17 protein-coding genes are annotated in these 25,701 nt (G+C 45.4%); 9 read left to right on the top strand and 8 right to left on the bottom strand.

Annotated elements, in window-relative coordinates; translation table 11 throughout:
* Positions 1-19: 19 nt before the first annotated feature.
* Positions 20-1,888: a methyl-accepting chemotaxis protein gene (locus AACQ93_RS10495; RefSeq protein ID WP_064604814.1), complete on the bottom strand. Its 1,869-nt coding sequence runs from the start codon at positions 1,886-1,888 to the stop codon at positions 20-22.
* Between the two features lie 292 nt (positions 1,889-2,180).
* A complete protein-coding gene (locus AACQ93_RS10490) occupies positions 2,181-3,284 on the bottom strand; it encodes a phosphoribosylaminoimidazolesuccinocarboxamide synthase (RefSeq protein WP_064604812.1) in 1,104 nt (367 codons plus the stop codon).
* Positions 3,285-3,551: 267 nt separating this feature from the next.
* On the opposite strand from AACQ93_RS10490, the gene AACQ93_RS10485 reads away from it, so the two are divergent.
* Positions 3,552-5,849, top strand: coding sequence for an ATP-dependent helicase (locus AACQ93_RS10485; RefSeq protein ID WP_064604810.1), 2,298 nt, complete (start codon positions 3,552-3,554; stop codon positions 5,847-5,849).
* A 112-nt stretch (positions 5,850-5,961) separates the two neighbouring features.
* Here the strand turns inward: AACQ93_RS10485 and arcC are convergent, their stop codons facing one another.
* A complete protein-coding gene (gene arcC, locus AACQ93_RS10480; protein ID WP_007466116.1) occupies positions 5,962-6,891 on the bottom strand; it encodes a carbamate kinase in 930 nt (309 codons plus the stop codon).
* Positions 6,892-7,639: 748 nt separating this feature from the next.
* On the opposite strand from arcC, the gene AACQ93_RS10475 reads away from it, so the two are divergent.
* The 3 genes from AACQ93_RS10475 (at position 7,640) to AACQ93_RS10465 (ending at position 12,686) form a co-directional block, all read left to right on the top strand.
* Positions 7,640-9,085, top strand: a complete 1,446-nt coding sequence (locus AACQ93_RS10475; protein WP_064604808.1) for an NAD-dependent succinate-semialdehyde dehydrogenase — start codon at positions 7,640-7,642, stop codon at positions 9,083-9,085.
* Between the two features lie 123 nt (positions 9,086-9,208).
* The gene (locus AACQ93_RS10470) at positions 9,209-10,954 is read left to right on the top strand and encodes a glycoside hydrolase family 36 protein (RefSeq protein WP_064604806.1); all 1,746 of its coding nucleotides are present in this window, start codon (positions 9,209-9,211) and stop codon (positions 10,952-10,954) included.
* A 190-nt stretch (positions 10,955-11,144) separates the two neighbouring features.
* A complete protein-coding gene (locus AACQ93_RS10465; RefSeq protein ID WP_064604804.1) occupies positions 11,145-12,686 on the top strand; it encodes a chitinase in 1,542 nt (513 codons plus the stop codon).
* 168 nt (positions 12,687-12,854) lie between these two features.
* Here the strand turns inward: AACQ93_RS10465 and AACQ93_RS10460 are convergent, their stop codons facing one another.
* The gene (locus AACQ93_RS10460) at positions 12,855-13,295 is read right to left on the bottom strand and encodes an Lrp/AsnC family transcriptional regulator (protein ID WP_064606634.1); all 441 of its coding nucleotides are present in this window, start codon (positions 13,293-13,295) and stop codon (positions 12,855-12,857) included.
* A gap of 110 nt (positions 13,296-13,405) precedes the next feature.
* Here AACQ93_RS10460 and AACQ93_RS10455 point away from each other — a divergent pair, with 110 nt between their 5' ends.
* The 3 genes from AACQ93_RS10455 to AACQ93_RS10445 all read left to right on the top strand — a co-directional run bounded on the left by AACQ93_RS10455 (position 13,406) and on the right by AACQ93_RS10445 (position 16,738).
* Positions 13,406-13,993, top strand: coding sequence for a LysE family translocator (locus AACQ93_RS10455; RefSeq protein WP_064604802.1), 588 nt, complete (start codon positions 13,406-13,408; stop codon positions 13,991-13,993).
* Positions 13,994-14,055: 62 nt separating this feature from the next.
* Complete coding sequence (locus AACQ93_RS10450; protein ID WP_064604800.1) at positions 14,056-14,487, top strand: DUF2000 domain-containing protein; 432 nt, start codon at positions 14,056-14,058, stop codon at positions 14,485-14,487.
* A gap of 283 nt (positions 14,488-14,770) precedes the next feature.
* Positions 14,771-16,738, top strand: a complete 1,968-nt coding sequence (locus tag AACQ93_RS10445; RefSeq protein WP_064604798.1) for a GGDEF domain-containing protein — start codon at positions 14,771-14,773, stop codon at positions 16,736-16,738.
* On the opposite strand, the gene AACQ93_RS10440 is transcribed toward AACQ93_RS10445, so the two are convergent.
* Complete coding sequence (locus tag AACQ93_RS10440) at positions 16,714-17,460, bottom strand: DeoR/GlpR family DNA-binding transcription regulator (protein ID WP_064604796.1); 747 nt, start codon at positions 17,458-17,460, stop codon at positions 16,714-16,716. The two genes, AACQ93_RS10445 and AACQ93_RS10440, sit on opposite strands and share 25 nt — an antisense overlap.
* Positions 17,461-17,735: 275 nt before the next feature.
* Between AACQ93_RS10440 and AACQ93_RS10435 the strand changes: the two genes are divergently transcribed.
* Positions 17,736-20,507 carry an EAL domain-containing protein gene (locus tag AACQ93_RS10435; protein ID WP_064604794.1) on the top strand — a complete coding sequence of 924 codons (2,772 nt, stop codon included), beginning with the start codon at positions 17,736-17,738 and terminating at the stop codon, positions 20,505-20,507.
* A 139-nt stretch (positions 20,508-20,646) separates the two neighbouring features.
* Here the strand turns inward: AACQ93_RS10435 and AACQ93_RS10430 are convergent, their stop codons facing one another.
* Positions 20,647-23,073, bottom strand: a complete 2,427-nt coding sequence (locus AACQ93_RS10430; RefSeq protein WP_064604792.1) for a formate C-acetyltransferase/glycerol dehydratase family glycyl radical enzyme — start codon at positions 23,071-23,073, stop codon at positions 20,647-20,649.
* A 4-nt stretch (positions 23,074-23,077) separates the two neighbouring features.
* A complete protein-coding gene (locus AACQ93_RS10425) occupies positions 23,078-23,986 on the bottom strand; it encodes a glycyl-radical enzyme activating protein (protein WP_064604790.1) in 909 nt (302 codons plus the stop codon).
* A 172-nt stretch (positions 23,987-24,158) separates the two neighbouring features.
* On the opposite strand from AACQ93_RS10425, the gene AACQ93_RS10420 reads away from it, so the two are divergent.
* The gene (locus AACQ93_RS10420; protein WP_064604788.1) at positions 24,159-24,833 is read left to right on the top strand and encodes a fructose-6-phosphate aldolase; all 675 of its coding nucleotides are present in this window, start codon (positions 24,159-24,161) and stop codon (positions 24,831-24,833) included.
* A gap of 126 nt (positions 24,834-24,959) precedes the next feature.
* Here AACQ93_RS10420 and AACQ93_RS10415 read toward each other — a convergent pair whose 3' ends face one another.
* Entirely contained in the window at positions 24,960-25,448 is a 489-nt protein-coding gene (locus AACQ93_RS10415) for a L,D-transpeptidase family protein (protein ID WP_007466091.1), read from the bottom strand.
* Between the last annotated feature and the right edge of the window lie 253 nt (positions 25,449-25,701).

The following is a 25,701-nucleotide window of genomic DNA, read 5'->3' as shown; positions in this document are numbered from 1 at the left end:
TGTCGAATTGTTGTGCCTGTTACACAACAAACTTATTCATGATGCTGTCTTGCTCGCGAACATTCTGGATTTGTGTTTCCATTGCTTCGTTAGCCATGTTTGCAGCATCAGCAACCTGTACAGATAGCTCCTTGATGTTAGTGGTATTGGTGTTGATCTCTTCAGCAACCAGGCTTTGTTCTTCAGCCGCTGAAGCAATTTGCAGGTTCATGTCGTTGATCTGCTGGATCGCCGAGCTGATTCGTTGCAGAGCTTCGTCAGCTTCCTGTGCCTTAACTACCGTGTTACCGGCGGTTTCTTTACTCAGTCCCATCACACTAGCTGCTGAACTTGCACCTGATTGAAGCTGTTCAATCATCTGACGAATTTCAGTGGTAGATTCCTGGGTGCGCTGGGCAAGCGTTCGAACTTCATCGGCAACAACGGCAAAGCCTCGGCCTGAATCACCCGCACGGGCAGCCTCAATGGCGGCGTTCAGTGCCAGCAGGTTAGTCTGATCAGCAATGTCGTTGATTACTTTCAGAATCGTTTCGATATTCGAGGTTGCTGATTCAAGCTGTTTCACTACGTCTACCGCATGATCAATCTGATCCGACAGTTCGGCAATCGCATCGCTTGTGTGCGAAACAATTTCTCCGCCTTCCTGTACCGCGACATCTGCATTTTGTGCGGCAGAAGCTGCGCCTTGAGCGTTATTCGCAACGTCAGCAGAAGTGGTTGCCATTTCATGCATCGCAGTCGCCAGCTGTTCCAGCTCCTGTAGCTGGCTGGCCATGGCACTGGCTGAGTGCTGAGCACCTTGCGCTGTATTTTCCGTACCCTGCAAAATGCTGTGGCTGAGTGATTTAGATTGGATGATCAGGTTTTGCAGCTTTTCGGTGAAGGCATTAAAGCCTTTTGCAAGCTCGGCAAACTCAGGATCGGTATTGGTATCAAGACGACGAGTCAGATCCCCTTGTCCTGATGCTACATCCTGAATAGCAATATTCAGGTCCTGAAGTGGACGCATCAGTACTTTGATCAGAAGCAGCAGAGCAATAATACCGGCAATCAGAGCAACAATTGAGTAGATGATGGAATCATTTTTCAGCTCATTGACAGCGGCAAAGGCTTTGTTTTCATCAAGGATGGCACCGATATACCAGTCTTGCCCCTTAATTTTTGTGAACGAGATTTTTACGGTATCGCCGTCTAGTTCAGAGGTTGCCACCTTGTCTGAAATTGGCAGGTTACCGAGGAAGTCTGCCATTGGTTTGCCGTTAAGCTCTTTATCAGGGTGCGCAATGACAGTTCCGTCTTCGGCAACGATAAAGAGGTAACCGGCATCAAACAGCGATACCTGATTTACCAGCGTTGCCAGGCCGCCCAGGCTCATGTCAAAGAAGATGGCACCGGTAAACTCACCATTTTTAAACAGTGGTGTCGCAATGGAGACAAGAATCTCTTTGGTGACAGAGTCTGCATAAGGGGCGGTGATGATCAGTTTTTTCGCCTGTTTGGTGTCTTTGTACCACGGGCGAGCGCGCGGATCCCAGCTGGCACCCGGTTGCCATGTCGGATCGTTACTGGTGTGTCTGCCGTCTTTTTCAAAACCGACCCCCGTCAGCAAGAAGGCTTCTTTAAGCGGTGTTTGTCTGATTACGGTGTTAATACTGTTCACCGATAAGTCTTCTTCAACCAGGCTGGTGGCGTAGGTGGCGAGAGAAGTACGGCTGTTTATTTCCGCGGTGATGGTATTGCTCATGCCAGAGACGATTTCATCAATGCTCTGGATCACCAGCGACTGAATTTGGGATTTAGTATTGAAATACTGATTTGCAGATAACAGCGACAAAGCAGCAAGCAGTATTGCCGACGATGTTGCTACAATTTTGTGACTGAACTTCATGGATTGAAACCTCAACGAGCACACGAATAGTAGTAATTGTCCTGGTCATTTTGTCGGCATGCTGAGGGATTTGTTAATACCGTTCTGAGCACTTTGTGATCAAAAATTGAATATTTTTGTCTCAATGTTATAAACGTTCGTTTTTTAATCTATAGGCGATATTTTCATCTTATACATTCGGTGTGATATTCGCTTATAAATGCGATTGCGCAGAAATTGTTTTAGAGAGCCCAAAAGAAAAGGCAGCACATGAGAGGCTGCCTTCAGTCATAAGATTTAATCGTGAATCAGGTTAATCAATTAAACCGTACCCGTCGCGGAGCACGTCGATGATTTCCTGTTTAGGATTTTCACTGAGAACAATCTTTTCACCAGTGATCTTCTCGGCAATGCCAGTGTAGACTTTCGATACTTCCATTAAAGCTTCTACTGGTAGTGCGTTATCACGAGCAAGGGCGAAGCGTTCTTCCATACGGTCTTTGTTCAGCAGAATATCCGGATCCGGGAAGTGGCTTAGTAGCATCTGGCGGAAGCCTTCTTTCGAGTTTTCCACTATGTTGCCTTCGCGGTAGGCTGCCGCGTCCCAGATGCGTGATGAATCCGGTGTACCGACTTCATCCATATAGATAAGCTTTTCATTACCTTCGGCATCAGAAACGTAACCAAACTCGAATTTTGTATCGACAAAGATCTGGTCAAGTTTTGCCAGCGCTTCACTGATCACATTGAAGCCTTGTTTCAATAAAGTCTCGTAACGTTCAATATCTTCTGCAGAGTTGAAGTTAAATGCGGCAAAATTGTCTTCCAAATCTTTGCGGCTCACGTTGACATCATCAACCGCAGGAACGCCCGGGATGCCTTCCAGAATACCTTTCGTAGACGGGGTGATAAGTTGTTCCGGTAGCTTCTGATCTTTTTCTAAGCCATCAGGAAGTGTAATACCACAGAATTCGCGTTCGCCGTTGGTATATGCGCGCCACATTGAGCCGGTAATATACTGGCGGCAAATCGCTTCAACTTTAACCGGTTTGGCTTTCTGGACGATCCAGACGAAAGGATGGGGAATGTCGAGGATATGGCTGTCTGCCAGACCATTTTCACGGAACAGTTTGAACCAATGATTTGAAATGGCATTCAGGGCTGCACCTTTGCCCGGTACACCTTTGATACCGCCTTCACCGTGCCAGATGCAGTCGAAAGCTGAGATACGGTCACTGATCACCATAATTGCCAGTGGCGCATCCGGTTTTACATTGTAGCCTTTTTCCTTGATCAGACGGCGGCTGTCAGCTTCAGTCAACCAGTACACAGAACGTACCTTACCGCTGTGAACGGGTTGGTCGCTACGGATTGGGAGGTCATCATTTACAGCGAGAACTTGATCAGCAAGGCTCATGGCGAATTCCTATTTCAAAGTGAAGATAAAACCATGCAGACTAAGCTGAAACTGTCGTTAAAAAACCTTGTTAAAAGGCCGCTTAGCCTGTAACTGCGGCAGATGATATCAGAACTGTTTTTCCCTTTCAGCAAGAAAAGCAAACGTTTGCGTAAATATTTTCGGGGAATTGATAACCGCTTCGGAAAACAGTCGATGATTTTACTAAGTCTGGTGCGTTAAGTTATGGCAAGATCGTCCGACTTTCATTCTCTGCCCGGAAACAAAATGACTCAGTACACTCCTGAACAGACCGCATTTATCAATCATCAGGCTGGCAACGGGCTTTGTATTGCCGGTGCCGGTACTGGCAAGACGACAACGCTTGTCGGTCTGATTGAGAAAAAGCTGACTCAGGTTCCGGCGCAGGAAATGCTGGTTATGATGTTTAACCGAGATATCCGTACAGACTTTAAGCAGAAGCTTCAGGAGCGGGGAATCGCGCAGCCGGTGCCTGTGCATACCTTCCATAGCTTCTGTCTGAAGTTGTTGAATCAGACTGGCTACCTGAATGAAACCGGCTACCGGGTTGATTATCAAAGCGGTGAAAGTGATAAAGCGTTGGTGAAAACGGTACTGCGAGAAATTGCTGGTCAGGAGAAGACCTACCAGCGTCAGCAAATGATCAAAGATCCGAAAACCATTGAGCTGTTGCTAAGTTTTATCGGTTTGGTGAAAGCCTACATGCTCTCGCCACGCGAAGTATTTTCGATGTCGGAAATCAGCCGTGACTACCTTTTCATCATTGATGCTTTTGAGCAGTTTGAGACGTTGCGTAAGCAGCAAAAGCTGCTGTTTTTCGATGACTGGCTGGTAGAGTCGGTGAAGTTGCTGGAGTCTTCAGAACTCATTCGTGCGCATTATCATCAGCATTGCAAGCTGGTGGTGGTCGATGAATTTCAGGATATCAATACCGCTCAGTACCGTTTGCTTAAACAGTTGCTTGGCCCGCAGACACAACTATTAGCTGTGGGCGATGTTGACCAGTGTATCTATAAATGGCGGGGTAGTGCGCCGCAGTTCATGCTGAATTTTGAGCAGGATTTTGCCCCGGCGACCACCTATACCTTATCCCATACCTTTCGTTTTGGTCACAGTCTGGCGCTTTCTGCCAGCCACCTGATTGCGAATAACAAGCAGCGATTCAGTGACTTTCTGACGATTTCCGAGCCGGGTGTGTCGGACACCCGTGTTGAGCTGTCGGGCACGCCGCGGCAGGTCGGTGAAATTGCCCAGTCGGTTCAGCGTTATATCAAAGATGGTGGGGACCCGTCAGATGTTGCGATTCTGGTTCGTCGTTGGTCACAGACGCTGCTGTTTGAACTGGCTTTCCTGAGCAAACAATTGCCTTACCAGATGCCGGTGCCGTCGGTGCTGGGTAACAGCCGGGAAGTCAAACTACTGATTGAACTGATGGCGTTAGCGACCGGCCGCTATCAGCAGGCACCACAACAACAAAAGTGCGTATTGCTGTTTAATTTGCTCAGTTTTCCGCACTGTTATGTGCCGAATAAGATCTTACGACCGCTTTGCGATCAGCTTGCCGGGATGGAATCATCTGCCTGGTCGGTATTTATCACCCGCTATGACAAAGCGAACGAATCGCTAAAACTGGACAACCTGATTGAACGGTTGGATCTTCTGGTTCGCCTGCAACGAAAGGGGAGCTTCAAGGCGCTTGAGGTGTTTAATCAGTACCGTAATGAAAGCGGCCTGGATAACTGGATCTGGAAGACAGAAGCTACGGCGACAGAAGTTGAAGAAGCGGTAGAAAGGCTCGACAGTGTCGCAACGGTACTCGAGAGCATGGATCAGAACTGCGACAAAGCATTGCAGTATTTTGAATATTATACCCAGCAATCGAGCAGGCATGATGCCGAGAAAGTCAGTAATGGTATCCAACTGACAACCATCTTCCGTGCCAAAGGTTGTGAATATAATCATGTTCACTTGCCATTCTGGGATAAGGATGCCTTTCCTTACATGAATAAAGCGGCGGGCAGTATTGCGGCTGATGTTGAAGAAGAACGCCGATTGGCTTACGTCGGGCTGACCCGTGCAAAAGAACTGGCCACCATTTACTACACCGAGCCGGAGAAGAAATCTGTTAAGGCTACGAATGCAAGTAAGTTTGTATTGGAAGCAAAAGTGGAGCTGGCTAAAGAGCTGGGGCCTAAATTATACGAAGACGGGGAACTGCCATATTCCCGATCTCCGGTAGTGGAAGAGTACTATCGACGTCTTGGCCGCGGCGAAGACATGCAGGCTCCTCCGGCAAAAAGTGCGGCGGCTTTTATTGAAACCGAAGGTGAAGATTACAGTTATCAATGGGCACTCCGTCAGCCACTGCCGAATAATGCCGATAAAGTTATCGGTGCAATGATTCGAACCAAAACGGCAAAATATCTGGATTCTGAAATCAGCCGGGTTATTCGGGAGTTAAACTCGGCATCTGATACGAAAAAGAAAGTATTGGTCAACAGGCTTATTGTTGCCGCTAATGCTCGCAGCAGAGTGAGAAGATAATAGGTATAAATTTAATCTTCGAACATATAAATTGAATTTATATAAATGAATAAATAAAGCCTCCCGAAGGAGGCTATATTTTTTTGAAGATAAAGAATATTAAGAGATTTTATTAATAATATTCGATACCTTCACCTTGGGTAATCAGTGTGCCTGCTTCATTAGTAATGATACGGTCTAATTCAAACAGTGAACCGATAGCAGCATTACCGCGGCCGCTTTCAACGAATTTGCATACAGCATCCACTTTAGGTCCCATAGAACCGGCAGGGAAGTTAAAGTGAGACAAACCTTCTGGTGTTGCCACTTTCATTTCTGCCTGATCTTCTTTACCGAAGTTACGGTAAATAGAACCGTCGGTCAGGATAATGAACAGATCGGCGTTGATAGTTTCTGCCAGTAGTTCACCGGTCAGATCTTTATCGATAACACATTCAACACCAACCAGACGGTCGCCTTCAGCACAAACCGGAACACCGCCGCCACCGCAAGCGATAACTACGTTACCAGTATTCAGGAGAGTTTCAATCTGCTGTTTTTCAACGATAGCTGTTGGCATCGGTGATGGAACAACACGGCGGTAGTATTCACCGTCAGCTTTGAAGATCTTGTCGCTCTCGGCCATGATTTCTTTAGCGCGCTCTTCGGTGTAAACCGGACCGACAAACTTAGTCGGATTAGCAAATGCCGGGTCATCTTTGCTGACTTGAGTCTGAGTTACCAGAGTTGCAATATTCAGTTCTGCGTTGATGTTACGCAGTTCCTGCTGCAGCATGTAACCCACCATACCGCAAGTCTGAGAACCCAGTACATCCATTGGGTATGGTGTAGTTTCAGGCGAATATTCCTGATAAGCGCTGTTCTGTTCCATTAACAGACCAACCTGAGGGCCGTTACCGTGAACGATTACAATTTCATGTTCTTTGGCAATTGAAGCAATGCTTGCAGCTGCTTTAACAATGTTTTCTCTCTGGTTTTCTGCAGTTAATGCTTGTCCGCGAGCTAATAGGGCATTTCCGCCCAGAGCTAGTACTATGCGCATGATCGTATCTCCGCCTCTTAAAAGAGTGCTTTTATCTATAAGGTACAGTTAATTCTTTGATTAACTTGATTTTTGTTTTGCTTTTAATTTGAAGATTGCTTTGGAAAGCAGGGCTAGATTAAATAAAAAACCGTCCTGTAAATGTGACAAATTTCAAAAAAAAATATTCACTTTATTTTGTTATGGAATGAAATGAAAATAGCTCTTCGATTAAATATCCAGCCATAAATCAATATTCAAGGCGTGTTGCCATTATTTTTATATGATTCATTCGTAGGGACTGAATAGATTTCCAGTCGAATATTCAGTGAATATTTGAGAAAAGATATAGAACTGTTCACCTGATCACAGTTTTAATTTTGACCTGTATGTTTGAAGTTTAATTAAAGCTGCTTCGCAACCCTAAATTTACCGTCCTTTGTTAAAGCACAAGCTGTGTCTCTCGGTAATCAGTGTTTAAATTGCATGCGCACTGGTTTGAGTTTGTTCATCTAAATGCCTGATAGGAATATATTTGATCAGATATTACATGGTGTGGTTTTTGATGCTGGCGTTCAGCATTAATCGGCGTATATTGAGTGGCGGCAGGGGGTTATTGATTTATCTGTTTACAGGTGGATTATCTCTTTACTAACGAAGAGAAAGCTTACTCTGTTTCTGAATTAACAAGTACGATCGAATAGCACATTGATGTGTTGCTAGCTAAATTTAGTGAACACATCGAGTGAACTGTTCAGCAGGAATGATGATGAATATTAAACAATCAGAACTATTGCAGACAGGCTTTTACGTTAACGGTAAATGGCAGCAAAACGACATCCGTTACACTGTCACCAATCCAGCTAATGGTGAAACCATTACTGAGGTTGCCAGTGCCGGTGAAAGTGAAACTCTGGCCGCAATAGAGGCCGCAAAGGCCGCGTTCAAACAGTGGCGTAAGAAGACCGCCAAAGAACGCAGTCTGGCTGTGCGTCGCTGGGGTGAACTGATCATGGAACACCAGCAGGATCTGGCGACGATCATGACTACGGAGCAGGGAAAGCCTTATGCTGAGGCGTTGGGGGAAGTCAGCTATGCAGCCAGCTTTTTCGAATGGTTTGCAGAAGAAGGCAAACGAATTTACGGTGATGTAATTCCGTCTCACCGTGCCGATTCGCGCATTGTGGTTACCAAAGAGCCAATTGGTGTTGTGGGTGCGATTACACCGTGGAACTTCCCGTTGGCAATGGTTACCCGTAAGGCGGGGCCGGCCCTGGCTGCCGGTTGTACTATGGTACTGAAGCCTTCTGAAGAAACACCGCTCAGTGCAATGGCACTGGCAGTGCTGGCTGAAAAAGCCGGTATTCCTGCTGGTGTGTTTAACGTTGTTTCCGGTGATGCGACAGCTATCGGCGGTGCGCTGATGGAATCCAAAGCGGTTCGTAAGATCTCTTTCACAGGTTCAACCCGAGTCGGTAAGTTGCTGATGCGTCAGGCTGCCGATTCAGTGAAAAAACTGTCGCTTGAGTTGGGTGGTAACGCGCCTTTTATCGTTTTTGATGATGCGGATATTGATGCTGCGGTTGAAGGCGCAATGGCATCTAAATTCCGTAATACCGGACAGACCTGCGTTTGCGTAAACCGTTTCTATATTCAGGATAGTGTTTATGACGCTTTTACCACTAAGCTGGCTGAGGCGGTGAATAAGCTGAAGGTAGCATCCGGCTTTGAAGATGGGGCAACTCAGGGACCGCTGATCAACGCTATGGCTGTCGATAAAGTGGAAAGCCATGTTACAGATGCTGTAGCTAAAGGTGCGGCTGTGTTGACCGGTGGTAAGCGAAGCATGCTAGGCGGTAACTTCTTTGAGCCGACTGTACTTGCCAATACTGATCACGAAATGCTGATTGCCAATGAGGAAACATTCGGCCCGGTGGCAGCTTGTTACCGATTCAGCTCAGAAGAAGAAGTGCTGGAAATGGCGAATAACACAGAATCTGGTCTTGCCGCTTATTTCTATGCCCGTGACATCGGCAGGGTATGGCGAGTGGCTGAAGGTCTGGAGTCCGGTATCGTCGGCATTAATCAGGGGATTATCTCTACAGAAGTCGCACCGTTCGGCGGTGTGAAAGAATCCGGCCTTGGCCGTGAAGGCTCTAAGTACGGCATTGAGGATTACGTAGAAGTGAAGTACATGCTGATGGGCGGTATTTAATTCAACTTTAGTCAGGTATTTTCCGTTACCTGATGTTTTTCATTACAAAGCGTGCTCTTCAGCACGCTTTGTAGTCCCTTGCGTGTTTTATTCTCCGAGTACTATTGTCGGAGTTATAAGTATATGCAGTCATTCTCATTTCCTTCGGGCGTTATCGCCAGCTCATCATCTCCCTTTTCTTTTGTGCCGGATGGCGAAACAGTTACCGCTGTTTTGGATGCAACCGAATTTGATTTTTTTCCTGAAAGGATGCGCATTGCAGACATTCTGTTTGAAGCATCATCAAAAGCTCTGGTCTATGGTGATGGTTTCCAGATGCTGGCACAGACAGCTGGTACGCTCAGAGAACCGGCTGATGTCGGGCGATGTCCGGATAACAACAATAGTTACCGTATTTATGGTGAGAATGACCCGAAGCGTTATTACAACTATTTGGTTGTTGAGGACGGCGGTAGATTCTGTCTGTTCGGATTTACCTCCTGTCGTCGTTTTGCCGGCTATTTTGAATGCCACGACGGTTATATTTCTGCTTTTCTGGACGGAGAAGGCGTTGCAGTTAACGATTCACAGAAAGGCTGTAACCTTGAATCTTTCGTAGTGCTTAAATCCGATTCGTTTGATGATGTTTTCTCTAAATATGCTGAGCAGATAAAACGTCATCACCCGTCCCGGGAAACAATCAACCAACCGGCACCTGTCGGATGGTGTTCTTGGTATGCCTATTATGCGGGTGTATCTGCTGAGGATATCCAGAAGAATGTCGATGAAATGCAGGGTGATCTTGATGATATTGAGTGGGTCTTGCTCGACGATGGTTATCAGGCTTTCATGGGCGACTGGCTGACACCGTCTGAACGTTTTTCCGGTGGTGTGAAATCACTGATTGAAGATATCCGGAAAAAAGGTAAGAAGCCGGGGATCTGGCTGGCTCCGTTTATTGCTCAGCCGGAATCAGCTTTGTTCCGTTACCATCCGGATTGGTTTGTTGCCTGTGATAACGGCGAGCTTCTGAAAGCCGAAGATATTACGTATGGAGGCTGGCGCTGTACGCCTTGGTACATTCTCGATACTAGTCACCCGGATGCGTGCGCTTATCTGACAGAAGTGACGCGAACAATGCGTGATGACTGGGGGGTAGAGCTGTTTAAGCTGGACGCTAACTATTGGGGAACCCTGAAGGGGAAGCGTTCCCGGAAGGATGTTACCGGTGTTGAAGCTTACCGGATGGGGATGGAAGCAATTGCTGAAGGTGCTGGTTCTGCCTGGCTGCTGGGATGTAATGCACCGATGTGGCCGTCACTGGGGTTAGTCGATGCTATGCGTGTATCAGATGATGTAGAGCGTCGGCCTCATCGTTTTTCTCAGATTGCCCGTGAGACTTTCTATCGCTCCTGGCAGCACCGTAAGTTGTGGCAGATTGATCCAGACTGCGCCACTCTGGTATCGATTCCGGGGCAGGAGACGACAGAGGAAGCCTATCAGTTCCACCGGGATGTTTTACTGGCTTGTGGCGGTCTGCTGTTATCAGGTGATCCTTTGTATTCACTTCACAAAAAGAGTCGTAAGAGCCTGAGGCAGTTAATCAAGCGGCAAGCTGGAAATCAAAACGCTGCGACTTTTGCTGATTTATCGCTTCATCATGCACAACTTGAAATTGCACCTGATGCCAAACTTCATATGTTGTTTAATTTTGACGGACAGAAGGCAAGGGATGTCATTCTTGAAGCTGATGAGCCCATGTATTGGATTGATTACTGGAGCGGTGAAAAGTTGATACCGGAGTCGGCATTGGTAATAGATCTGATGTTAAGTGATGGTGTTAATAGCAGGGCAATTATCGCAACCAAAGATCCTGATTTGAAATGGTGATTTTTAGTTCTGGTTTTAAGTTTTGTTGTGTCGACCGGAATCCATTTTCATCTGTTGTCATGAAAAGAAATTTCGTATCGGTGTGAATTGCCTCGATAGAAAGAAATAAACACGTTAAACCGTTCGCCTCCTTTGAATTTCCTGAACAAATAATAGCCTCATACCGAGAGGGACAAAGGAGGCTAAAACTATGTTTCAAAGAACAAAAGGGTCGAAACTGAAGTATCTTGCCGGGCTGGTGCTCGGGTTGTGTGCCAGTAGTTACGCACTGGCTTCACCGACGGCAGTGCCCGGTGATGTAGTGAACTGGGAGCCCGGTAAGACTCAGGCAAATAATGGCGACATTGTTAAATTTAAGGAGGTCTGTTACAAGGCGAAAAACCGTCCAGGTAGTTGGGATTCACCATCAGCAAACAGTTGGTTTTGGGATGTTGTAGATTGTCCGACTAGCGGTAATCCTGTCCCGAACCCGAACCCGAACCCGAACCCGAACCCGAACCCGAACCCGAACCCGAACCCGAACCCGAACCCGAACCCGAACCCGAACCCAAATCCCGGCGAACTGACAATCATTCCTGACGGTAAAGGTGCATACCTGATGCCACGCAGCGAGCTGGAAGCAATCGAAGAACAGCAGACAAATACCGACTTGTTTAAGTTGGTTCGCTCCGATATCGCCACGCTTGATAATGCATCAGTTGAAGCTGTTGCTCCACTCAAAGCGACTAACCCTGAAAACGTTCGCAGAGCTGAATCTATTGTTGATGAAGCCATGTGGGAATACCTGTTCCCGCTTCGCAATGAAAAATATACCTATACTCGCTTTTTACAGGCTATCGCCAAGTTCCCGGCATTCTGCCGAACATACACTGATGGCAGAAATTCAGATGACATCTGTAAGCGCTCTCTGACCACCATGTTCGCGCATTTCGTGCAGGAGACTGGTGCTCATGCACCAAGCTGGGAAACCAGCAAAGGTGTACCTGAGTGGCGTCAGGGGCTTTATTACTTGCGGGAAATGTATAAATCAGAAGATAAGCTGGATAAAACATACAGCAAGTGCAGTGGTTGGCAGGGTGAGCGCTGGCCTTGTGCGCCGGGTAAAAGCTACTTTGGCAGAGGTGCCAAACAGTTAAGCTGGAACTATAACTATGGTCCGTTCTCTGAAGCTATGTTCGGTGATAAGAATGTACTGTTGGAAAATCCGGCGCTGGTGGCTGATACCTGGTTGAATCTGGCGTCAGCGGTATTCTTCTATATTTACCCGCAACCGCCTAAGCCAAGTATGCTGCATGTTATCGACGGCACCTGGAAACCGAACGCTGCCGATAAAGCTGCCGGTATAGAACATGGTTTCGGGGCAACTATCCAGATCATCAACGGTGCTTTTGAGTGCAACAAGGGGGCTGAAACGGCATTGGCACAAAACCGGATCGACTATTACAAGTTGTTTGCCAAAGAGCTAAACCTGGATATCAGCAGCGAGAAGCTTGGCTGCGCGAACATGAAGCCATTTGATACTGATGGGGCTGGTGCTTTGATGATTACATGGGATAAAGACTGGGGTTGGAATGCCAACACACCGGGGAACAAGAGCTTTAGGTGTAAGTTAGTACCGTACCAGTATGCCTTTAATGCGCTGTTCAAAGGCGACTATGAAAAATGTGTTGAGCATCACTTTAATGTTCAGGCTTATGACGAAAACGGTAATGTAATCCCCGAAGGGCAATAACACGATTAACGGTAATTAACTTGTTATGACTGGTTGGAAGAATATTTAATCAACGGAGCCACCTTGTTTATCAATGTCACATGAACAAGGTGGCTTTTCCGTTTTCATTGTCTTTATGGTTACGGGGCGGTTATCGTAGCGGAAGGCATGGATACTTAATAAAGCTTGTCACCCTGTTTCTTTGGGGCTTTCCATTACTACCATCGTTGTAATTGAGTTTACTTGCGGTATTTCCCCTAACACATCGGAGTGAAACCGTTTGTATGCAACTAAATCTTCCGTTTCAACCCTGAGCAGATACTCACTGGCCCCCGTTATGTTATGGCATTCTTTGACTTCGTTAGCATCGATTATGTGCTCTTCAAACTCTAACTGAGCTTGCTTACTATGATTTGAGAGGCCAATTGTAACGTAAGCAACAAAGCCCATTCCGAGCTTATTTCTATCAAGAACAGCTCGATACCCTTTGATTACGCCGCTGCGTTCAAGCTCTTGTACTCGCCGCAAGGTTGCAGAGGGTGATAAACCGATCCTATCGGCGAGTTCTACATTTGTCAGGCGGCCGTTCGATTCCAGCTCGCGCAATATCTTTTCGTCAAACCTATCCATAAGTGTGATTTGTTGTGAGTAACCCATGTTTGATGGCTGAGATAGAAACAAAATTTACCTCATTGCGCATTAAAATATCAATAATTCATCACGTATGGTAAGAAATTGATATGGAAGCACAGCAAATTATAGCTTTAGTTACATTCGCCTTCGTCTCAACCATTACACCGGGCCCTAACAATATTATGTTGATGGCATCAGGTGCTAATGTGGGCTTTAGGCGCACTATTCCTCATGTATTTGGAATTGTTTTTGGGTTCAGCCTGATGATTGTTTTAGTCGGTCTTGGTTTGATAGAAGTATTTAACCGCTACCCATTAACTCACAATATTTTACAGGTTAGTTGTATAGGCTATTTATTATATTTAACGATAAGGATCGCATTAAGCAAGCAGGAACAAAATCAAAAATTTGATTATAAGCCAATGAGCTTTTGGGCTGCGGCCAACTTTCAGTGGGTTAACCCAAAAGCTTGGTCTATGGCTCTGAGTGCTATAAGTGTTTATAACATTTCAGATAGTTGGCAGGGTGTCATTATTGTTGCACTGATTTTTGCTGCAATAAACATCCCAGCAGCAAGTGTTTGGACACTTGTCGGCGAAAGGTGCCAACTACTTCTAAGCAGTCAAAGCAACACTAAATATTTTAATTATGGTATGGCTGCGTTGCTACTTGTCTCGACCTTAATGATGGTATGAGTGCCAAGTTAGATTATCTCAATTGCTGCCGAAACCCCAATTTCAACAAGAGGAAACTCCCAATGGCATATTTACCTGGTGATACTGAAAAACGATTCGTTGCAATTTTGAACAAAAAAATTGAGACAGGGCGTGCACTTAATGTACTTGGTCATCTGAGTGCCGGGCTCTCAAACAGGCTCGAACAGGATGAGGCTATATTCGTTGATTATCTGGATTTAGATGGTGGTCTTCACCCTAGTCTGTCTCATTATCCTTTTATTGTTTTGAAGTCAGATAATTCAAATAAAATCAGGAAGGTAAGAGAGAAAGCCATTGAACATGGGATTAAATTTACTGATTTTACACATACTATGATCGAGGGCGGGTCTGTTATTCAGCAACAAGTCACAAGCCGAACCAAAGAGGAAGAGTTCGAATATTTAGGTATATGTTTATTTGGAAGCGAAGAAACGCTTAAAAGAATTACTAAGAAATTTAGCTTGTATAAGTGATTCTTATTTAGTGTCGGATAAGCAGAGTGAGGTTTGTTGTAAAAAAGGAAAGTAAATCTGATACCGCATGTATTTACCCTGCTTATCAAACACTGGCTTCGTATTTATCTTGTTTTTTATTGAGTCGCATTATTGTGATTTTTCATGTGAGCGATTTTTTACGTTGTGCGCTGGCTCAGCTAATATATATTTGTATTTATAATAGAATATCTGGTAATAATACGCTCTCGATGGATGGGCGTCAGGGAAGGAATATAATTATTAATTATCAGTCAGGTATTCTATGCCTAAATTGCTCAACATATTTGGCGTTATGCCAAAAGTCTTTCTTCTTGTCATCATTTGCATTCCCGGGCAGGTTGTCGCTAATCCGGCCTCACCGCTCCCTTGTATACGCTTTTTGAAATCGATAGCGCAAAAGCAGGATAAGCCGTATCTGGAGTTGTATGCGTTATCTACTGTTCAGCCAGAAAAAGCCATAAAGCACTTGCCTAAGGTAACCAAAATGCTGTTACCTGACTATTCACCCTTTCGTAAGGCTATTTATCTGTTGATTCAATACAATATCGAACAGGCGGAAGGGGATGATGATGTTAAAGTTCAGGGGTATATCAGCAAACTGCACAAGCTCGGTGAGGAAACCCAAATAAAATGGATACAAGCAGAAGCGTCATTTCTGCAAGCTGTAGAGTGGGTTGATAAAAGAAAATATGATGAAGCCGCAGCACTATTAGATGAAGTTGAGGCTGACGCGCGTGAGCTCGGATATGTATCGTTGCTGGCTAGAACAATTAAATGGCAAGCCAACATCGACATTGACCATTCTGAATATAAAAAAGCCCTAACGCGTTATCAGCAGGCTTATGATCTGTTTATCGATTGCGGTGACACATTGCAGGTTGCTCAGGTTTTATCCAACATGTCGACACTTTACATCCGAATGGAGGAGTGGCCAAAGGCTGATTTATATATTCAGCAGGCGATTGAGATTTATCGCAAACATAACTTTTCAAACCCGTTCGCTGAAGCGATACTCTATATTAATGTCAGTGTAATTGATAAATATCTCAACCGACCCCAAGAGCGGATTAAGCATATTAAAAAAGCAATGGTGCTGGCTTCGAAAACACGCTCTTTCCGGGTAAAGCTGACAGCGTTGATGAATTTGTCTGCCGTTTATCTGGATGCAAATCGACCGCAAAAAGCACTGGAAAACGCCATGGCTTGTCTGAAACTGGCTGAAAAGGTTGGTGAGCCAAGAGGTGTGGCATATTGCAATGAGAGTTTAGGTGAGGCTTATTTTAAGTTAGGTGAGCTTGAAGCCGCGCTGAAACATACTTCGTTTGCCCGGGATAATTATCAAAAGCTTGGAGACCGAAAACGTTACATTTATATCAGTAATCTGATTGCTGATATTTTCGAGGAAGCCGGGGACTATAAAGAGGCGCTGAAATACTACAAGACCTATGCCAATGACGATAAAGAGTATCTCTTTGACGTCAGAAGAAAAGAGCTGTTCGATCTTCAGGAAAAGTTTGATGCAAAAGTAAAAGAGCAGGAAATTACGCTGCTTAAAACTGAAAATGAACTGAATGCGGCTCGCATTGCTGAGCAAAAAGCGAGGGAAAACTCACTTCGGGTTGGCGTTCTGTTTATTTTGTTTGTTTTGTATCTGCTTTATCGCAGGTACAAAGATGTTCGACGTGATAACGAAGTTCTCGAGCAATCTAATGCAGAGCTGACAACTCAATCGATACAGGATCCGCTGACTAAATTACACAACCGCCGCTATTTACAGCAGTGGCTAAAAAGTGCGCCGAAGCATTTTAAGCAACCGACCAGTCTTCTGGCGTTGCTGGACATTGATCATTTTAAAGCGATTAACGATAAGTTGGGTCACGACGTTGGCGATCAGGTGTTGATTATTTTGGCTCAGCGATTGAAAGAAACCATTTGTTGCGACGATCTTGTGGTGCGTTGGGGCGGTGAGGAGTTTTTACTGATCATCAACACTTGCAAAACCGAAGCTGAATCTGTTCTTGAACACTTAAGGCTATTGGTATCAGATTCAAAGTTTACAACTAATGGTGGTGAGATTACGGTAACGGTTTCTATTGGTGCCGCAGTGTCCGAAACGCCGGAAGCGTTACAGGAAAATTGGGAGTCGATGTTACAGGCTGCCGATAAAGCGCTGTATAACGTGAAATCGGCAGGCCGTAATGATTATCAGCTTTCCACCAGCTCCAGCTGAATGTCATGATTTCTGATCCACTCCAGATCGGCTGGATCGACATCGTTATTAGTTACCAGAACCGAAAACTGGTTTAGTCTCCCTATGCTGGTGGAATAGATTTGCCCGAACTTGCTGGAGTCGGTTAGTACAATATTGCGCATGTTCTTATTCAGGATGGTATTAGCAACATCAGCTCGCATCATATCGCGGCTGGTGAAGCCGGTATCTCGGTGGAATCCGTCAATACCCAGAAAAGCCGTGCTGAAGTGGGTGTGCTCGATACAAAGGCGGGTCAGCGGGCCGACCAGGCTTTCTCCCTGGTGCTGATATATGCCGCCCAGCAGGATGACGTCTGATTTGCAGTCCCTGATCATATGAGCAATGTAGGCACTTGGGGTGATAATGGTTACATCGCCGCGATCTGCTAATTCTCTGGCGAGCAGGGCATTGGCACTTCCCCCTTCAATCATCACCGTTTCACCGGGTTGAACCAGTTCAGCTGCACGTTTAGCCAGTTGTTGCTTAACATCAAAGCGGATATTCATCCGGTTATTCATGTCATCGCTTTGTAACGCAGTTGCTCCACCATGAACCCGCTTTAGATACCCTTGTTTCTCCAACAGACTAAGATCTTGTCGGATAGTCACTTCTGATACACCAGTATGGGTGGCCAGTTCAGCGACAAGGACACGTTTTTGTTCATTAACAAGTTCAAGAATTTCACTGTGACGAGGGTTCATGATACGCCTTGAGATAAATAAGGTTGGATATATCTTAGTCTTTCGTTTTTAATTTCAACAAGCTTTCTTATGAAAGGCAAATACTAACGATTTAATGTAAAAAAGTCATGGATTAACGCATTCGAAATTTTTTATTAGGCAAAAACAGATGGTTAATCATATCTGATGCCAATTGTGTTAATTGTTAGTAGAATTGTTTCCTTTTAAGATGTGTTACCCTAAAAGTTGTTACATTGATATCCTTAATGGGAATGAGTCCCTGGTTGTCGCCGATAATGAGAATAAAAGATTTAACCCCGGTAAATAGACTTAGTACGCTTACTGCACTGTTGTTTGGTGTCGGTCTGTTTGCTATCTCTGCAATTTGCCTGTTTAGTGCCCGCTATTTTTTCCTGATGAACCTGAATGATATCGAGCAGCAGCAGATCCTTCAGCACAATAGTGAGGCTGAGTCTGTCATAAATATTTTGGTTCAGAGCCAGGGAAAGCGTGCTTATGACTGGGCAACATGGGATGAAAGTTATCAATTGGTAACAGTAGGTGATGATGCTTACAGAGACCGAAACCTTTATTACGAAGGCATGAAAACACTTGATCTCGACATGATGGTATTCATTGATCATCAGGGAGAGATTGTAGAAAGTGTAATGGCTTCGGCTGCGCATCAGTTGGATGATTTACCTGTTTCATTGAGAAATCAACTGATGTCAGATGATGGTATAGGGACTTTTGTTGATGCCCTTGTAATAGGGAACGTGCCCGATTCAGACGAACGTGCCGGCCTTATTGTGATGGACGGAGATATCTGGATTATCAGTGTTACGCCTATTCGGGATAGTCTCGGCGAAAGCCCTGTTGGTGGATGGCTAGTCTGGGGACGCTATTTATCAACGGTTTTTCCAAGCCATTATGAATCAATCCTGGCTGCGAAAAGTTCACTGTCTGTTTTCTCGCCTGAAAAAGTGAAAGACATAACGGTATTTCCGTTGGTTCAGGTAGAGGACAGTGGGCAATCCCTGACTGCTTGTCGTTTGCTCGACGGCTTCAATGGTAAGCCTTTAGCTGTTTTGAAAAGTGCACAGGAAAGGACTGTTTTCCTTGAAGGTAACAAGCTGATCACCTGGTTAGCGTTATCAATACTGTCAGCCTCTGTTGTGATCGGTTTAATCACTATGCTTGTCTTCCGGCTGAAAGTCGGAGTGCGGTTCACCGAACTGGAAAAAGGGTTGGAAGCGGTTGTTAAAGGGCAATACAAGACCCGTATGAATGTTGAGGGAAACGATGAGTTTTCTATGGTAGGTGAAGTGATTAACCAGATACTGGCTAAATCGTCACATACATACTCAGCACTGAATGATGTAGCGGAGAAGTTTGAAGCCCTTTATAAAAACAGCAACCTCGGGCTGTTAATGATTCTCGATGATAAAGTGATCGATGCAAATGACACTATAGCCAGGATTTTGCGTTATCCGTCGGGAGCCGTGCTGATTGGCCAACCATTACTAAATCTCTGCCCTGAGTTGGGAAGTAAGCCATGTACGATAGAAATGCTCTACCGGGCTGCGGAAAAGGGAGAGCGGCATTTTGATGTTGAAATGCTTGCGGCTGACGCAAGCCTGATTCCCTGCAAGCTTGAGATTACACCGATTAAACAGCAGAATTCTGATGCTTTAATGCTATCGATTAAAGATCAGAGTCAGCAAAAAGAGCAGGAAGGCCTGATTGAACAGTTGGAGAAACATGACCCTGTGACCGGTGTGATGAACAGAAGCACTTTGTTCGAAGAACTGGCTGAACAGATGAAGGTGAGTGAGAAAAACGACATTTTGTTCTCACCGTCTCTCCTTTATATCCGTATTGAACGTTTTAATATCGTGGCCGGCGCTTTTGGTCATCATATGGCAGAACAGATCCTAGTCGCAGCGACCAGTGAATTAAAACAGATTGTTGACATCGGTACATTAGGGCGGGTGTCTGAGAGTGAATTTGCTTTTATCCTTAATACAAATAGCCGGTTTGCTCCGTACCGATATGCAAGAGCGATTGTTTCTGCTCTTGAACAGCCGCTAATGGTTGAAGGTCTTGAGGTTCGTTTGTCGGTGTCGGTTGGTGTTGTATTAAAGACGAAGATGACCCCAACACCGGAAGCTATGATGAATGCCGGTGAATATTCAACTTATCGTGCCGGTTATGAAAAATCTCGGATTCAGCTGTTTAACGAAAAGATCGGTGAACAATTCAAAAGCCACATTGTTATTCAGCGGGATATGGCAAGAGCTATCAGGGACGGGGACATTTACCCTAAGTTTCAGCCGCTGGTAAAAGCCGCTGATGAACAAATTTGTGGTTTTGAAGCGTTGGCTCGCTGGCATCACCCTGAGCTTGGTGAAGTGTCTCCGGCGCAGTTTATTCCAATGGCTGAGTCCCGTGAACTAATCATTGCTCTTGGTTGTGTGATTCTGGAGAAATCCTGCGAATTTCTTGCAAAAGTCAATCGCATGCGACAGGAATGCGGGTTAGGGCTTTTGACCATGCATGTGAATCTGTCGAGTCCGCATTTCTCTGATCCTGAACTGTTACCGACAGTGAAATCATGCCTTAAACGTTACGATATCAGACCTGATATGCTAACTATTGAGATAACTGAAAGCATGTTGATAGGTTCAACCCATCATGTTATCCATCACATGCAGTCGCTTAAATCGATGGGAGTTAAGCTGGCGTTAGATGATTTCGGAACCGGCTATTCAGCCCTAAACTCACTGTGTGAGTTCCCGCTGGATGTGGTCAAGATAGACCAGAGCTTTGTGAAGCGCATCGGCATTGATCATCAGGGCGAAATTCTGATGAGTAACATAGTCAGAATGTCTAAGGCATTGGGACTTTCAACGGTGGCAGAAGGTGTGGAAACCGAAGGCCAGAAACTGGCACTTCAGGCGCTGAAAATCGAAGAGCTTCAAGGCTTCTATTTCTATCAGCCAATGTCTCAGCAGGAGTGTTTGCAGGCAGCATTGGGTTCGCCGTTAGCCAGCAAGTGGGTGAGTTAAGCCAGTTTAGCTATATATAAAGAAATAGTTCAGCCATACAAAAGCATTCATTTGCCTGAAAATGAAAATCCCCGTCAGAGAGTACAGCCTCTTGCGGGGATTTTCTTTTGCTTAATTTGGGTGCCTTAACGCCTGAGAATTACAGGCTATGCTCGGTACGGGCGATGATATCGTCCTGTGCTTCTGGTGACAGAGCCGTGAAGAATGCCGAGTAACCGGCAACACGGACAACCAGGTCGCGGTATTGCTCTGGATTTTCTTTAGCGGCAAGTAATGTATCTCGTGACACAATGTTGTACTGAACGTGCCAGCCTTTGTGGTGGTTGAAGAAGGTTCTCAGCAGCATGCTTAGTTTCAGTTTATCGCTTTCACTTTCGACTGAAGCCGGTGACAGTTTCTGGTTAAGCAGAACACCGCCCAGGATTTTATCGGTGTGAAGTTTACCAACCGAGTTATATACCGCCGTCGGACCTTTAATATCTGTACCAGATGACGGGCTTGAGCCTTCAGCCAGTGGAGTTTTCGCTTTACGACCGTCAGGCGTAGCCATGGTAGCGGAGCCGAAAGGCACGTTAGCTGAAATACTGGATGTCCCGGCATAGTAGCCGCCGCCAATCGGACCGCGTCCGTGTCTGGTGTTATGGAAGTTTGATAGGGCATCGATATAGGCCTGATAAGCTTCGATCAGCAGGTTATCCACTGTGTCGTCATCGTTACCGAATTTCGGTGCAAAGTTTTGCAGGCGAAGTCGAAGTTGTTCTCCCTCGCTGTCGGCAAAATCATTAGCAAGAGCATCGGCTAGTTCTGGTTGGCTGATTTGCGGCTGGTCGAAGACCATATGTTTCACTGCTGCAAGGCTGTTACCCAGGTTAGCAATACCTACTTGAAGGCCGGATACCCAGTCGTATTTTGCGCCACCTTCTTTCACTGTTTTACCGCGTGCCAGGCAGTCATCAACTAATGATGAGCAGAAAATATCGTGAGCCTGTTGTTCCAGTACGGAGTCAACCACACAGTCAATTTCGATAGACTTTCTGGTGTAATAGTTGATTTGGTCACGCCATGCCAGCATAACTTCGTCGAAGCTTTGGAAGTTGTTATTGCTGAGTGATTTATCGTGCTCCAGGAAGGTCTCACCGGTTGTGGCATCACGACCACCATCAAGTGCAGCCAGCAATACGCGGGCAAAGTTGATGAAGCTCATACCGGTACAGCGGTACCCCCATTTGCCTGGAACGGCAGTTTCGATACAGCCGATAGCAGAGTAGTTGTAGGCATCCTGGCGTTCGACACCCATTTTGATGAATTCAGGAATGACGATTTCATCATTGTTGAAGGCTGGCATACCGAAACCGCACTTGATGACATCGATACAGCCCATCAGGAAGTCCTGATCCAGGCCTTCATGATAGCGAACACTCAGGTTTGGCTGGGTTGAGCGAAGCTGACCACAGGATTCCAATATTGCCCATGACAGACTATTGACGGCGTCTTTTGGTTCACCAAACTTATCAAGTTGTTGACCGCCAATGGTGACATTCTGATACAGCGGACTTCCGGCAGAGGCTTTTGAATGGCTGCCTGAACGGATTTTGTTAACTTCAAGCAGTTTGAGCCAGCAGCTTTGCAGCAGCTCGATCGCAAACTCACGACTGATGGTTTGTTCAACGTCAACATCCTGCTCGTAGAAGCTGTGAAGGTATTGGTCCATACGTCCAAATGACACAGAGTGGCCGTTTGATTCAATTTGAAGCACCAGTTGAACGAAATAGCAAAGCTGCAATGCCTGCCAAAAATTACGTGGCGGCTCAGTGGCAATATGACGGCAGTTTTCAGCAATGGTACGCAGTTCTTTACTGCGTTGCTCGCGGGTTTCATGATCTGCCATCGTTTGAGCGAGGTCAGCGTATTTCAGAATGTGTTGCTGAACGGCAAGCAACACAATCTCGACAGATTTCAAAAACTGTTCGCGTTTCAGATCGTTCCAGTCAGCTAGATCCAGGGCAGAGCGATGCTGGCGAGTTTCTTCAAGCAGTCCGTTAAGGCCGATTTTTAACAGTTTTTCATTATCTACGGCAAGGTGGGCATCGCCAGATGTCATGTTACCTTCTGCTTTGATAATGGTTGAAGCCAGGATTGCTTGTTGCTCATCAGTAAACAGGCCATAACAACGATCCTGTACTGTTTTTCCTCGCCAGTATGGTGTTAGTTGGTGGATGGCATCTTTGTCTTCCGAAGTCACTGCAAAACCGGCTCCCGGACGATCGGCAAGATCATCAATTTCTGCTTCAAGCCAGCGTACGGTGTACTCAGGGAAAATAGGTGCAGCCCTTACTTTGCTGGCCTGATTACCAACAATCAGTTCATCGTGTTTAATCCAGATCGTACGGGTTTGCAGGTGTTCGGCCAGTGCCAGTGCGCGGCGAACGACAACCGGCTTATCTTCGTTTTCCTGATAAGCTCTTGTATAGGCTTCGGCTCGCTCGGTACAAATCGGCGGTGTCACAATATTGATCAACGCATGTTTATGGGCCTGAATTCGCTCTGGTAAATGGTTCAGTTTCATCTTGTTACCCTCTGATCTTCACGTTAATTGTTTGTACTGGATGTGTGCTTGCATACGAACAGGCTGTCTCCAGCAGTTCCGGTTTGTTCAATGGTTTGTCGGCACATAAATACGGCATGTCGAGCAGCTGGTATTTATTGATGCCGAGGGTGTGATAGGGCAGCAGGTGGAGCTCATCGCAGTTGTCCAGCCCTGCTGCAAAATCAATAATCTTTTTCAGTGCAACTTCATTGTCATTAAATCCAGGAACAACAGGCACTCGGATAACGATCCGTTTGGCATGTTTTGCCAGTTTCTCAAGATTTGAATGAATCCTTTTCAGCGAGCCGTGTGCCCAGCTTAGAAAAATGTCGTTATCTGTGTGTTTCAGGTCGGTCAGCCAGCAGTCAATGTGCGGCAGCACCTTTTCGATGTTCTTCCACGGCACATGAAGGCAGGTTTCGACAGCGGTGTTAATACCTTCCTCATGCATGCGGCTGGCAATGGCGCTGACCATATCCGGCTGGAGCAGGGGCTCACCACCGGAAAATGTCACTCCGCCCTCGCTTTGTTGATAGAAGGGTTTGTCTTTCAGTAGCTGTTCACACAGCTCATCAACGGTTTCTTCTTTGCCACAGACAGTTAATGCCTGGCTCGGACAGACGTCTCTGAGATTTTCAATGTCATTGGTTGTCAGGCAGTCCCGTTTGATGGTGAGAGCGCCGTTGTCGTCCCGGTTGATATGATCGCTTTTGTCCTGACATAAATTGCAGTCAGAAAGACAAAGCCTTTGATCATAGAGTAATGACAGCTCAGAGCTGCGGCTTTCCGGGTTTTGACACCATGGGCAGGCGAGGCTGCATCCTTTTAAGAAAAGGATCGAACGGATCCCGTCGCCATCATGGGTTGAGAAGCGTTGAATATTGAAATACACGTTCACCTCGGCCTTTTAGTTTTGGCGGTTTTTAACCGGCAAATGAAATTGATGTCTTTCGTTATTCGAAACTTTAGTTGTTGTGAACGAAAGTTGAATTGATTTTGATCAAATTGTCGTCAACTCATGCCAGCTATAGTTAGCAACAACAGAACAAGGTGAGGTATGTACGATGTTAGAGTTTTATCTTGATACAGCTGATGTAGCGCAGGTTGCACGTTTTAACGAATGTTTGCCTTTACGCGGGATCACCACCAATCCGACAATTTTGGCGAAAGGTGGAAAGGGTCTTAATGAAGTGCTGGCCGAGATGGCTGAAGTGTTAGGTGCTGATGCACGTTTCCATGCGCAGGTTGTCAGTAAGACGGTTGATGGCATGGTTGAGGAAGCAAAACAAATTAACGAACTGCCATATGACATGGTTGTTAAAGTACCTGCGACAGAAACAGGCCTTGCTGCAATCCGTAAAATGAAGGCTGAAGGTATTCAGGTACTGGCAACCGCGATCTACTCTGCACATCAGGGATTCTTGGCGGCGCTGGCTGGTGCAGACTATCTTGCTCCTTATGTTAATCGTATCGATGGTATGGGAGCGGACGGTGTAAAGGCCGTTGCTGATTTGCAGCAGTTGCTGGAAAAGCACGGTTTGAATAGCAAAATTCTGGCGGCAAGCTTCAAAAATACTCAACAGGTAACTGAAGTGATGAAGCTAGGCATTGGTGCAATTACCCTGCCAGTTGATGTGATGAGCCAGATGTTGGGACATCCGGCGGTTGAGCCTGCTGTTTCGCAGTTCAGTCTTGACTGGGAAAACGCATTTGGTGAAAAGCTTTCATTCGAAAGCTAATACCAATCGTGATAAGTACTTATCTTCAGAAATAAAAGATAAAAAAATGAGGGCGTTAGCCCTCATTAAATGGTTTACAAAAATATTATTGTTATTTTGTCTTTTTAGTCAGACATTGAAGTCTGACTAAGGAGATATTTGAATTGGTGTTCCATCCGGAACAAATTGCGCAATTTCCCTTATTTGTGGGTTATTTACTGCAATGCAGCCTCGGGTCCAGTCAACACCCTTATAAAGTAAAGGTTTATTTTTGCCATTAGGCAAGCCATGGATAAAAATATCTCCACCCGGATCTACACCTAACATTCTGGCTCTTTCAATATCCTGTTGGTTTGGGTAGTTAATATGAAGACTCAAATGAAACTTACTTTGTCTGTTTCTAAAGTCAATTTCATAAACACCTTCCGGTGTACGATAGTCACCACGCTTGAATTTGTGCCCAACTGGCTGTTTTCCAAGACTAATATTGTATTCTTTAAATATTTGGTTGTTCTTGATTAGAAATAGTTTCCTTTCAGCTTTTTTTACCAGAACGTAATCCGCTGTTGGTCTGTCACTAAATGCAAAAACACTTTGTGAAATAACCAGTAATAATGATAGTAATAGGGTTTTCATTAACTACTTATTTTTATTTAGGTTTTATATATAGGGTGACACCGCTAAATAGTTCAGAGGATGAATTCACTTATTCATATGGTTCCTTGTCCATTGGATTAATGATTAAAGTGATACGTCATCGCGACTTTTATAAGTTTTGACATCGTTCTGACATTGCTGACTTTAATAAATGGCCGAACGATTTTCAACCAGTTTTGTGGTCGGATTTGTTCTAAGGCGGTCAAATATTAAACACCATAAATTCAATCCA

Origin of the sequence: Photobacterium sp. J15, assembly GCF_963870815.1 — a bacterium.
Taxonomy (GTDB): domain Bacteria; phylum Pseudomonadota; class Gammaproteobacteria; order Enterobacterales; family Vibrionaceae; genus Photobacterium; species Photobacterium marinum.
The sequence above is the reverse complement of the archived record's forward strand: the minus strand, read 5'-3'. Positions and strand labels throughout refer to the sequence as shown.